Source organism: Xenorhabdus bovienii, from assembly GCF_024721015.1.
Taxonomy (GTDB): domain Bacteria; phylum Pseudomonadota; class Gammaproteobacteria; order Enterobacterales; family Enterobacteriaceae; genus Xenorhabdus; species Xenorhabdus bovienii.
On the sequence record NZ_JANAIF010000090.1, the window covers coordinates 1 to 12,196 of the forward strand.

Here is a 12,196-nt window from a genome sequence, read left to right on the forward strand (position 1 = left end):
GATGTCTCGGTGTGGGAACTGCTGGCGGCTAACTGGGTCGGCGCCCGTATTGTGATTGCCCCGCCTGATAGCCATAGGCAGCCGGAAACCCTGCATAAACTGATGCAGGAAACCGGGGTAACGGTGGTTCACTTTATTCCGCCCATGCTCAGTGCCTTCTGCCAGTCGCTACAGGCCTTAAGGCAGCGGTTGGCGGAAACTGTCCGTTATGTTTTCTGTAGCGGGGAGGCCCTGACCGGATCACAGGTCAGTGCGTTTAAGACCATTAATCCGGGCGCGAGTGCCTTAATTAACCTTTACGGGCCAACGGAAGCGGCGATTGAAGTCACCTATTTTGATACCGCCGGTGAATTTAATGGCAATGTGCCCATCGGCCGGGCGATTGATAACACCCGCCTGTATGTGTGTGAAGGTGGGGGTAACCTGTCCCCCCTCGGTGCGCCCGGTGAGCTTTACATCGGGGGTGCTGGTGTGGCCCGCGGGTATTGGAACCGGCCGGAGCTGACCGCGGAGTATTTTGTGGTGAACCCGTTTGCCACGGCAGAAGATCAGGCGCGGGGCTACACCCGCCTGTATAAAACCGGCGATTTGGTGCGCTGGCGGCCGGACGGCAATCTGGAATACCTGGGGCGCAATGATTTTCAGGTCAAGATCCGCGGCTACCGCATTGAGCTGGGAGAAGTCGAAAGCGCGCTGGCCTCGCACCCGCAGGTGAAGCAGGCGGTGGTGATTGATCGCGAACATGAGGGGAATAAAGCGCTGGTGGCGTATCTGATTACGGAGGGGGTGCTGTCGGATGAAACTCTGATAGGGCATGTGTCCGCCCGCCTGCCGGACTACATGGTGCCTTCAAGTTTTACCCGGATTGAGTCGGTACCCCTGACCCTGAATGGCAAACTGGATCGCCGGGCGTTACCGGTGCCGGTGTGGGTGAACCGGGACGATTATGTGGCGCCGCGTAATGCGCTGGAAACCCGGCTGTGTGCTGTCTGGCAGGATGTCCTGGGGCTGGAGCGGGTCGGCATTGAGGATAATTTCTTCCGGATCGGCGGCAACTCCCTGATGGCCATTAAGCTGACGGTAGCCATTCGCCGTGAAATAGATATTGATATTCCTTTAAGCATACTGTTTAGTCACAAATGTATTTCTTTATTAACAGAATGGCTGGAATCCGGGTGTTTAAAATACAACTTACTTAATTTATTAACTCCAGAATCAACAGCAACGAATAAGTTATTTATGATCCATGCGGCGGGTTGCGGTAGTGAGGTATATGATCCTTTAGCAAAAGCATTGTCTGATGTGTATAACTGTATAGGTATCGATAATTATAATCTCTTTACGGATAATCACATAGAGTCACTACAGAAGATAGCTCAAATCTATTTGGAATTAATTTTGACTGAAACTTCTATTGATAAACCTATTAAAATTTTAGGATGGTCATTAGGAGGACAATTAGCTATGGAGATTGCATTTCAATTAGAACAGAATGGTGCAAAAGATATTCAGCTATTCTTATTAGATACAGTGATCAATACTGTTCAATTAACAGAAATTAAAAATCAATTAGATATGTCATATGTACTTAGTGAGGCTGCAATAAAATTGCAGGCAATGGGAGTTGGGGATGCTTATATAAATAAAGTGTTGGATGCAATGCCTTTTGAACATAAAATAGTTAATTGTAATTTGAGTGGAAAATTAATGCATACAAATATTACTTTATTTAAAGCAGGTCAAATGAACTCAGATTATAAAGGAGATATTGGATTAACGGTAAATCAGTTAATAGCAAAAATGCCGGATAATAATATTTCGGCATGGGTGACAAATCCATTAGTGATTAAATTGGTTAATGATCGTTCTCACGCTGATATTCTTGAATCTATTTCTATTGTTAGTGCAGAAATAATCGACAAATTATCAATTGAGGGAAATATATCAATATAAGTTAATTTTATTGCTATTTTTGATTTAGTGGGCCTGATTTTAGGCCCATTGATTGTATGATCAGATATCCGACTGTGTGAGTTGTTTTATCAATGAAACAAATTCAGGCAGAAGTTCAACCAATAACCCTATTTGTTGTAATACAAGTTGTACTTTGCCGCTGCTATCAGAAGATACCAGATTGATGCTCTCAGCCAGACGCTCTGAAATGCGTTGCAGGCGTTCATCATCAACCCATCCTTGCTGCAATGCCGATTCAACCTGAAAAATTGCATCGTTCAGAATATCCAGAATGACCTGATCATTGAGCCGGTCACGATGCGCACCCAAAGCAGAAATGTAACTTAGCATCGTATGGTTAAGACAGAGTAGGCGAAAGGCTTCTTCCTGAGAAACACGGTAATTTTTGGGCTCTGATGCCATGTTTGATATTACGGATGCTAATTCAGCATCACAATTATGGGCATCACGACGGGCGATCCGATAATTCAGGCTATTATTCTTGCCTTGGTAATATTGCCCGACAATAGCGTCAAGATAACGGCAATTGGCGATCATTGTTCGGTTAATCACTCTCGGCAACTGGCGGAATTTCCAATCTGGCCAGATAAAACTGACGGCCAGCAAAGCAATACCACAGCCTATTAATGTGTCTGTAATTCTTGGCAAGGCAACTTCAAATCCTTCACCCAATAAATTGAAACTCAGTAACACCAGCAGCGTAATGAACAGTGTTGCATGTGCATATTGAATATTACGGAAGGCAAAAAACAGCACACCTGAAATGATAATCAGCACCAGTTGCCCTTCGATGGAAGGAACAAAATAGAGGATTGGCAAGCCAATCAAGATCCCAGCCAGTGTCCCTGTGACGCGCAGTGCCAGCCGACGTCGGGTCGCGCTGTAGTTAGGCTGACAGACAAACAGGCTAGTCAGTAAAATCCAATACCCACGTTGCAGATCAAACAATTGAATAATGGCATAACCGGTACACAGCAAGGCCGACATGCGGATAGCGTGGCGGAAAAGAGCAGACTTTGGCGTCAGATTACTGCTTATCCTGAACCAGACATCACGCCAGCCAGTTAAGGCTTCATTGGATAATTGAGTATCCTCTTGCTTACCACTTTGAGACGCGTTTTGGAGAAGTGGGGATTGCTCAGAATTCAGCCCTGATAGTTGAGCATCAATCGCCCGTAAATTTCTCAGCAAATTGTAGAACGCCATAATTTGCGTGTCAGCGCCTTGCTGATTTTTCAAGCGTTCAAGGGAACTTTCAAGATAGTTGAACGCATTCTCAAAACGTGAGTTATGCTGATATGGCTTACGGAGAATTATCGATTGCGAGACCTGTTCGCATGCATGAGCCTGCATGGACAGCAATCGCTGACAACGAAACAAAATATCGCTATGCCGAAAAGTCTCCCGCAATTTTTGATACTGAACATGAGACGAACTGGCACGCTCATGAATATCTTGGGCAACAAAATAATAATGCAGTGTGTGACGCGTGCCCCGTTGCCCACGATCGCCTTTCAGACGGCTCAGCAAAGAAATTTTGGCTTGATTGAGCGTGGTAACTAATGCGCTGTTTGCCATGGCAACATCAAACATTGATTGCTTATATTCTTCAGCTTCGGAATCAGGGTCAAACAGGCTGGTTTTAGCATAGAGATAGGCAGAAAGCTGCTGGTAACAGCGTGCCAGATTTTCTTGCAAGGGACGAATAGGGAACAGTAAATGCCCCGTTAACGTCAGCAAGTTATACCAAATTGCACCCGTGAGTAATAATAAAGGCTGCTGATACCAAAGAGGAAATATCGATGTACCGAGCATGGTGTAAATAGCAATCAGTAAGGCACCAAAGGCGATGGTAGCATAGCGCTGTCCAAGGGCGCCGAGCAGAATAAAACTACAGGTAGACACCGCTAGCCCAACCATGAAAAGCCACGGATAAGGAAAAAGTAGTGTGATGGACGTAGAAGCGGCAAAGAAAGAAACTAGGGTAATCACAAGGTTGCTCAGGCGGCCAACTAAACGATCATCCAAATCCGTTAATGCCGCAGCAACAACACCTAATGTCAGGGGGATCGTCATTTTAGGCTCTTCCCCCAATAACCAAGGGACGAGGGTCGTTCCTGTCAGTGCAATAAATATACGGATATAATAGAGGACGTGACTGTTATACAGAAAATGACGGGAGCTGGATAAAACCGTTAGCACAAAATACTCCTAACAACATTTACGTGATCGAGTAGTTCAACAATTTTCAGGTACGGTGCCACGATAATGGAACTCAAATCAACGCAAATGGGCCAACGCCTTGCCCAGCATCCTTATAACAGGGTGCGTTTACTTAACGCTGGTATTGAAGTCAGCGGTGATAAGCACCAGTACCTTATTCCATTTAATCAGTTAATGAGTATTCAGTGTAAGCGAGGGATTGTTTGGGGGGAACTGGAATTTGAGTTGCATGAAGGAAAAGTTGTTCGGCTGCATGGCACGGAATGGCAGCAAACACAGCACTTTTATCATTACTTGTTGAAAGAATGGCAACAATGGAGCCTTGACATGAGTGATGTCAGTGCTGATGTGTTGGCCGCTCAAGTCAATGAAATCAATAAAATCACACAGCAGGATCGCTGGTTCAAAACTGCGGACTTGCTCTCATTACAGCAGCAAATTCAGGAAGCATTTCAGGCGCTCCCTTTGCCATTAGCGCGAATCGAACAATTTGAGAACTGTCGTGATGATTATCGAATGTGTTTGGATTGGCTGGATGAGGGGGGAAAAACGATTAAAATCCTTAACCAGCAATGGGTTGATCGTATATTGCAGCAATATGCAGAATTTTTCCAAACTATCGAAACTACGTCACTCAATCGTTCTCAGTGCCAGGCGGTCGTTAATGGTGAAAAATCTATATTGGTTTTGGCAGGAGCGGGCAGCGGAAAGACCTCCGTTCTAGTTGCGCGTGCAGGGTGGCTGTTATTACGTCAACAAGCGCTTCCTGAGCAGATTTTGCTGCTGGCTTTTGGCCGCCAGGCCGCTGATGAAATGAATAAACGTATTCAGAAACGCTTGGGAACAAAAGAGATACAGGCAAAAACATTCCATGCTTTGGCATTGCATATTATTCAGCAGGGTAGCAATAAAGCGCCCAAGATGAGTGAATTAGAGACGGATGCACAGAAGCGTCGTGATTTTCTCATCCAGGAATGGCAAAAACAGTGCAGTGAAAAAAAAGTACAGGCAAAAGGCTGGCGCGAATGGTTGAATCAAGAGCTTGATTGGCAATTGCCTGAGGGGGAGTATTGGCATGATAAACAACTCTCGATTCGATTATCTGACCGTTTGGAGCGTTGGCTGGAGCTGATGCGAATGCACGGTGGCAGCCAGAAAGAGATGATTGAACAGGCATCTCCTGCTTATGCTGACACATTCCAAAAACGTATACGGCTTATGGCTCCCTTGCTGAAGGCTTGGAAATTGGCATTAAAATCTGAGGGTGCTGTGGACTTTTCCGGCCTGATCCATCAAGCCGTGAATATTCTGGAAAAAGGGCGCTTTATCAGCCCATGGAAGCATATTCTGGTGGACGAATTTCAGGATATTTCACCATTGCGAGCAAAATTGTTGGCGGCGTTACGAGTGCAAAATAAACAAAGCCATCTATTTGCCGTGGGAGATGATTGGCAGGCAATTTATCGCTTTAGTGGTGCAGAATTAACGTTAACAACGGCATTCTCAACCTATTTTGGGGAAGGTGCGGAATGTACCTTGGACACCACTTATCGTTTCAATGATCGCATTGGTGAGATTGCTAACCGCTTTATCCGGCAAAATCCCAATCAATTGAACAAACCGCTCAATAGCCTGATAAAAGGGAATAAAAAATCAGTCGTGATTTTGCCGCAGGAGCAGTTGGAGGCACTGCTGAATAAAATGAGTGGTTATGTCACGAAGCAGGAAACGATTCTGTTGTTGGGGCGTTATCACCATCTCAAACCTGAATTTTTGAAAAAAGCGTCTACACGCTGGCCGAATTTGAATATTGAATTTATGACAATCCACGCATCCAAAGGGCAGCAATCGGACTATGTCATTATCTTGGGATTGCAGCAGGGACAGGATGGCTTTCCAGCGCCGGCAAGGGAATCCGTGTTGGAACAGGTATTATTGCCGCAGCCTGAAGATTTTCCCGATGCGGAAGAACGTCGGCTTTTGTATGTTGCACTGACGCGGGCGAAAAAACAGGTATGGTTGATGCAGGAGCCGAAAAATCCGTCGGTATTCATTCATCAATTAACACAATTGGGCGTGCCAACCCAACGCAAGCCATAGAATGACAGTGGGAGGCAAAATGAGTGATCAATACATAGCGGACATTCTGAAAAATACCAAGACCATAGCATTAGTAGGAGCGAGTGAAAAAACTGACCGACCAAGCTATAAGGTCATGGAGTATTTGCTTAATCAGGGCTACCACGTCATTCCTGTCAGCCCTAGATTGGCGGGAAAAACAGTGTTAGGACAGCCTGTTGTTAGCCAATTGGCGGATATTGAACAGTCGGTTGATATGGTTGACGTGTTTCGCAACGCCGAGGCTGCGAGTGGTGTGGCTGAAGAAGCTGTCGCCATTGGTGCAAAAGTATTTTGGCTGCAAAAAGGGGTTATTAATGAAGAAGCGAAATCACTGGCAGAAAATGCAGGATTGAATGTTGTGATGGATCGTTGCCCAAAAATTGAAATTCCTCGTTTGGCCATGGAAAAATGAATAAGGCGATGGTTGTTTACTACTCATCGCCTTACTGGGATTGTTTGGATAATAACAGGGGCGTTTAATTTCGTAATCGTGGAGCCTGCAACTGACTGCGAATGGATTCAGCCAACTCATCTAGAGAAGATTGTTCTGGATGATCATCTGACATTTCGTAAGCCAATTGAGCTTCTGCCAGATAGGTATGGACTGGCTGCCCATCATCACCTTCCATCACAACGTGATACCACGGGGCTGAACGCAAGGTAGCATTCGATGCTATATCATTTTCCTGTGGCTGTTCTAAAGAATATTCAGCATCAATATCTACAATAACACCTAAATAACCTAGCAGCTTATGTCGTACTTGCTGACCGATACCGAATTTGCTGGCGATCATCATATAGTCACCTCCAAAGAAACCTTGCAAAGATTCTTATATAAGGGCAGTAAGGTAAATTTCAAGTGCACACTCGGTAAACGGAATTTTTTGTAATCAAACAAGATGGCATGTGACTGCCACCTCATAATTTCAGGTTAGCTGTTGCATATATAAAATACAATACTAAAAGTAGGTTTGACGTGCCAAAGTTCGTATTATCTTGTCAGGAGGGAGGACGAAATAATGGCTACAAAGGGTATGACTATTTATGTTTATGGGCGGGTACAGGGAGTCGGCTTCCGTTATCAAACTTATTGTTGGGCAAAGAAAAATAAACTAGTGGGATATGTTCGCAATATGGATGATGGTAGTGTCAAAATTGTTGCTTGTAGTAGTGATGAGCAACTTAAAAAGTTGACACATTGGCTGGAGCAGGGAGGGCCACCGGGGGCTAAGGTTGAACACTTTAAATCTCAGCTTTGTGAAGTGGAGGAGATGACCGATTTTAGCATCCGCCATTAGCGGCGGATGATAGGTCAGATACATTTTACCGGTTTTGGGAGGCCTGCAATTTTGGTTGCCTGTTTTGCAGGCCCCTTAGGAAACAGGCGATAGAGATAACGGCTATTTCCTTTTTCCTCACCATATTTTTGTGAAATTGCTTTGACTAACATACGAATAGCGGGAGAAGTATTAAATTCTTCGTAGAATTCACGTACAAAGTGTATGACTTCCCAATGCTGTTCAGTCAAGGTGATATCTTCCTGTTCGGCAAGTAGTGACGCCATATCTTCTTGCCAGTCACTGCTGTTTTTTAGATAACCTTGTGCATCAGTTTCGATCGCACGATCTTTAAATACCAACATAACTCTTTAACCATCCAATAACGATGGGAGCAATTTAGCAAAAATCACCATTATTCCCAAGAAAGATCGCCAAATCTGCTGAAGAAATAAGCCAACGAATAGCAAGGTGAGTAATTTAGCGGCAGTTGAACAGATAAATACTTTACATTGAGAACAGTGATGTTTATAGTGCACGACATCGCGGAGGGGTGGCCGAGCGGCTGAAGGCAGCGGTCTTGAAAACCGCCGATGGGAAACCATCCGAGAGTTCGAATCTCTCCTCCTCCGCCATCTACACTTCTACTAGCATCTCCTAAAGTCTATTTTCCCCAGTAAAATCAAAGAAAACTTCAATATCTAACTCTCTCAAGGTCTAGCGTCGTCTTCCTAAATCTATGCAATTTGTTGTATAGTTTTTTGTATAGAAATTCCCTCTACAATTTTCCTATACAATATTGGTGATTTATGAAGCTGACAGACATGGCAATCAAGCGTGCTAAGCCAAAAGAAAAATCATATACGCTGGCGGACGGTAACGGGCTATCTTTGTTAGTTGAAACTAATGGATCTAAAGGTTGGCGCTATCGTTATCAGTTCACAGGTAAAACTAAAATGATATCGTTAGGTATCTACCCAGTTGTAACTCTCACTGAGGCAAGAGCTAAAAGAGATGAGGCTAGAAAACAGGTAGCTAACGGCATCAATCCGAGTGAAGCCAGAAAAGCGGAGAAAGTCGCATCAATTAGCCAGTCTGAGAATACATTTAAAAATATCGCTCTCGAATGGTACGAAGGTAGAAAAGATAGATGGTCTGTCGGTTATCGTGACGACATGATGGACGCATTCGAAAAAGATGTGTTTCCTTATATAGGTGATCGCCCGATTGCTGACATTAAACCAATGGAACTACTCGAAGTGCTTTCTGTTATGGAAAAGCGCGGCACAACTGAGAAATTGAAGAAAGTCCGCCAGCGTTGCGGTGAAGTTTGGAAGTACGCCATTATTACGGGCAGGGCGGAGTATAATCCAGCACCAGATTTAGCTAGTGCCTTTGTTCCTCATAAGCGTGAACACTACGCACATCTTTCAGTAAGCGAGTTACCAGAATTCCTTTCTTCTATAGATAAATATATGGGAAGCCAGATTGTTAGAGTGGCTTTACGGATTCTTATATTAACCGGAGTTCGACCAGGCGAATTAAGAAAGGCTGAGTGGTCAGAAATTAATTTTGATACTGGTATATGGGAAATTCCGGCCGAAAAAATGAAAATGCGCCGCCCTCATATAGTGCCATTGTCTGAACAGGTTATTGAGTTACTGAAACAGATACACCCAATCAGCGGTAGTTATCAATATATTTTTCCTAGCCGTACTGATTATAGAAAGCATATATCTGATATGGCATTAAATACGATGATTAGGCGTATGGGTTATAGCGGTAGAGCCACAGGTCACGGCTTTAGGCACACCATGAGCACCATCTTACATGAACAAGGCTATAACACTGCATGGATTGAATCGCAGCTTGCCCATGTTGATAAGAACAGCATCCGAGGAACCTACAATCACGCCCAATATCTAGATGGTCGTCGGGAAATGCTTCAATGGTATGCCAATTACATGGACGCACTCGAACGAGGTGAAAATGTGGTGCATGGCAAATTTGGGAAACGTGCTTAACTGGATAAATAGACAGAAATAATTGTCTTTAGTAGACTATCCAAGACGTTAAAGCATAAAGCTATGTCTAGGCTGATCCCCGAAAACCCGTACACCTCTACGGACTGGCATAGCTCCTACTGAATGAGGGCGTGAGGTGGCGGATGAAAAATAAGCCTGATTATTGTCCCGAATGGTTTGATTTAGATAACTATGATATTTGCCATAAATTCAATAGAATTGCTTGGTGGAACGCAATCATGCAACGCAAAGCAATGATCGCCAATGATTTGAAAAAAAGTTTATCATCTGGAATGAGCAGGGATTATGCTATAAGTATGTTGAAGTTTTATTCAAATGAAGCTAGCACAATTATTTATAATAATTCAAAAAAAGGAATTGACCAGCTTAGAGATGATAGCATTTCTGAGATTGGGTTATTTGAATACATTGATATACATAGTACTCTCAGGAAAAACCATCCTGAAATTATGAATAGCATTGACAAGATGTTCAAAGTAATTGATGGATACCAAGAAAAAGAAGGGGTACCCGTAGATTCAATGGGGTATGAATACGCATGGCATGATTATGACATGGATGAATTTTTTCCTTCTGATTTAAACATTACTGGCTCTTTTTATGAACAAGATATAAATTCCCCTCCTTATATACATGTCGACTTATATAAGAACGACGATTTAATCATTAATGATTTTACAGAATGATTAAAGAAAAAAAGAAAGCAAGAAAACATAGGCACTAAAACAGAAAAAATATCAGATAATGATTTATCTAAATTGGCTGAGAATAAGGTTTTGCCATATATAGATTTATATTTATGGAAAATAATATCTGGACAGAAAATCACTCAATATCAGATGGCTAATTTACTATTTCCTAATGAATATGAAGTTAACATAACAGACAGACTAAGGTTAGTGACTAAACCTAAAGCAATGGCGCTGCTGGAAAGCAAAATTGATTTAATAATGTAATGGAATTTTTCTTTTTTCGTTTCGGAGTGATAACAGCGACTTTTCACTTCGGGGCGAAAATCATAGCATTTAGATTCGTAGTAAAATTAATGAATTATCATCTCTCGCATTAACTTGCGTTTTGAAATTTAATACCTCCTGTATTCAACAAACGTCTACTAAGACAAATCAAGGATTAGATAACAGGAGGGCTACATGCCAGCAATCACAATACCTAAAGAAAACCTTATCCGCTTACCCGAAGTTCAGCGAAGAACTGGTTACGGTAAAGCGTGGATCTACAAACTCATCGCAGATAATAAATTCCCGAAGCAAGTCAAAATTGGCACTCGTTCAATCGCTTTTATTGAGTCAGAAATTGATGGTTGGATAGATCAACGTATTTCTGAATCTCGTGGCGAGGTGATGTAATGAAAAGCCTTATATTCCTGCCAACAGTGGAAAACGTAAATAACCCGTATAGTCGTAAACCTGCTAATTAAGGAATAACATCATGGAAAAAATTACTGCCTTGATTGGCAATGGTCAAACTCACCCTAAATTCAGCCAGAGTGATATTTCAATTATCCGTAAGGCGGTTATTTCGGGTAACTGGACGGCAATTAACAAGGGTATTTGCACACTCACTGACTTGGGTTTACGCCATAACGGACAGGGGCTTGTTTGGCTTAATTCTGGTATATCGGTTCACGATGCAGATAGTGATATAGGGCTGGTAGGTAAGGATAAACAATCCTTTGAGTATCATTCAGAGGTGTGCCCAGTTAACGCATTGAATAATGATAGCTATTATGGATTTGTCCAGCTAAAGGATATCGATAGCTACGCCTTGAATATCATTACTTCAATCAGTTCTGAATATAACTCACGTAAAAATGGTGCGCCTTTAGCGACGTTCGCGTTACTGATTGACCAGAAGCAACGGAAACAGGCCGTGGATAACTGGATTTTATACCGCAATCCAAACCAGCCAGATAAGTACACCATTCTCAATAAGCATCATGAACTGGCGAAGTGCTATCAGATGAAAGGCTGGAGACGTGAGCCATTGGAATATTTAAACCAGTTAATCCGTAATGATGCTGAGTTCAGCAAGCTTATGCGTCGGTTGGGTTATGTTCCCGTTCGCACAAGAAAACTAACCGGAAAACGTGAGAGATTTTGGTTATACAGAAAAACAGGAAATGATAAGGGGGTCGGGATAAAAGAAATAAATAAAATCAATAGGTTTACTCCATTTGTCCAGTATGCAAAACGACCAGTGAGAGCCTTCGATCGCATTGCTGTAGATGGTCAGTGGCTCTATGTCTATGCCGATCACATCCGTTTTCTGACTAAGAAGCGCCACCGTGTCGAGGGTGTTCGGGTTCAGGGTTACACAGCGAAAGGAATAGAGTTGCGAGAGGTGCTGTGATGGGAATTATTAACTATAGGGACTCCTTGAGGTTAAGGAGTCCTACTGTTGAAGTCCTCACTTTGGCTGCCCCAATAACTTTGGGTCAGTTACCTAACTCATTGATATATAATCAGACGGCATATTTGCAGTCTGGTCATAATATGCGCGTATCATTTAGCGACGCGGTTAATTTGCGATCCTCAT

The 12,196-nt window shown here is 43.2% G+C and carries 10 protein-coding genes, 1 tRNA gene and 1 pseudogene; 9 read left to right on the forward strand and 3 right to left on the reverse strand.

The genetic code is table 11. The features are described 5' to 3' along the window. Window positions 1–1,953, forward strand: a 1,953-nt coding sequence (locus NXS07_RS16990; RefSeq protein WP_258087204.1) for an AMP-binding protein, incomplete at its 5' end; no start/stop codon positions are given. A gap of 60 nt (window positions 1,954–2,013) precedes the next feature. Here the strand turns inward: NXS07_RS16990 and yccS are convergent. Continuing rightward, window positions 2,014–4,176 (reverse strand): YccS family putative transporter, encoded by a 2,163-nt coding sequence (yccS, locus tag NXS07_RS16995; RefSeq protein ID WP_258087205.1) that lies wholly within the window; start codon window positions 4,174–4,176, stop codon window positions 2,014–2,016. Window positions 4,177–4,242: 66 nt separating this feature from the next. Between yccS and helD the strand changes: the two genes are divergently transcribed. Then, complete coding sequence (gene helD / locus NXS07_RS17000) at window positions 4,243–6,297, forward strand: DNA helicase IV (protein WP_258087206.1); 2,055 nt, start codon at window positions 4,243–4,245, stop codon at window positions 6,295–6,297. A 19-nt stretch (window positions 6,298–6,316) separates the two neighbouring features. Then, window positions 6,317–6,730, forward strand: coding sequence for a CoA-binding protein (locus tag NXS07_RS17005; RefSeq protein ID WP_038221510.1), 414 nt, complete (start codon window positions 6,317–6,319; stop codon window positions 6,728–6,730). Between the two features lie 64 nt (window positions 6,731–6,794). On the opposite strand, the gene hspQ is transcribed toward NXS07_RS17005, so the two are convergent. Next, window positions 6,795–7,115: a heat shock protein HspQ gene (gene hspQ, locus NXS07_RS17010; RefSeq protein ID WP_172664684.1), complete on the reverse strand. Its 321-nt coding sequence runs from the start codon at window positions 7,113–7,115 to the stop codon at window positions 6,795–6,797. 222 nt (window positions 7,116–7,337) lie between these two features. On the opposite strand from hspQ, the gene yccX reads away from it, so the two are divergent. Continuing rightward, the gene (gene yccX / locus NXS07_RS17015; RefSeq protein WP_038209732.1) at window positions 7,338–7,616 is read left to right on the forward strand and encodes an acylphosphatase; all 279 of its coding nucleotides are present in this window, start codon (window positions 7,338–7,340) and stop codon (window positions 7,614–7,616) included. Window positions 7,617–7,630: 14 nt separating this feature from the next. Here the strand turns inward: yccX and tusE are convergent, their stop codons facing one another. Next, on the reverse strand, window positions 7,631–7,960 hold the full coding sequence (tusE, locus tag NXS07_RS17020) for a sulfurtransferase TusE (RefSeq protein ID WP_038209730.1): 330 nt from the start codon (window positions 7,958–7,960) through the stop codon (window positions 7,631–7,633). Between the two features lie 182 nt (window positions 7,961–8,142). Between tusE and NXS07_RS17025 the strand changes: the two genes are divergently transcribed. The 5 genes and pseudogenes from NXS07_RS17025 (at window position 8,143) to NXS07_RS17050 (ending at window position 12,010) form a co-directional block, all read left to right on the forward strand. Further along, window positions 8,143–8,230: transfer RNA gene (locus NXS07_RS17025), tRNA-Ser, on the forward strand. A gap of 174 nt (window positions 8,231–8,404) precedes the next feature. Then, complete coding sequence (locus NXS07_RS17030; protein ID WP_258087207.1) at window positions 8,405–9,619, forward strand: tyrosine-type recombinase/integrase; 1,215 nt, start codon at window positions 8,405–8,407, stop codon at window positions 9,617–9,619. Between the two features lie 143 nt (window positions 9,620–9,762). Then, window positions 9,763–10,596, forward strand: a pseudogene (locus NXS07_RS17035) (DUF6387 family protein). Between the two features lie 195 nt (window positions 10,597–10,791). After that, window positions 10,792–11,007, forward strand: a complete 216-nt coding sequence (locus NXS07_RS17045) for a helix-turn-helix transcriptional regulator (protein WP_038222734.1) — start codon at window positions 10,792–10,794, stop codon at window positions 11,005–11,007. Window positions 11,008–11,089: 82 nt separating this feature from the next. Beyond that, complete coding sequence (locus NXS07_RS17050) at window positions 11,090–12,010, forward strand: hypothetical protein (RefSeq protein WP_038222732.1); 921 nt, start codon at window positions 11,090–11,092, stop codon at window positions 12,008–12,010. The last annotated feature ends 186 nt before the right edge of the window (window positions 12,011–12,196 follow it).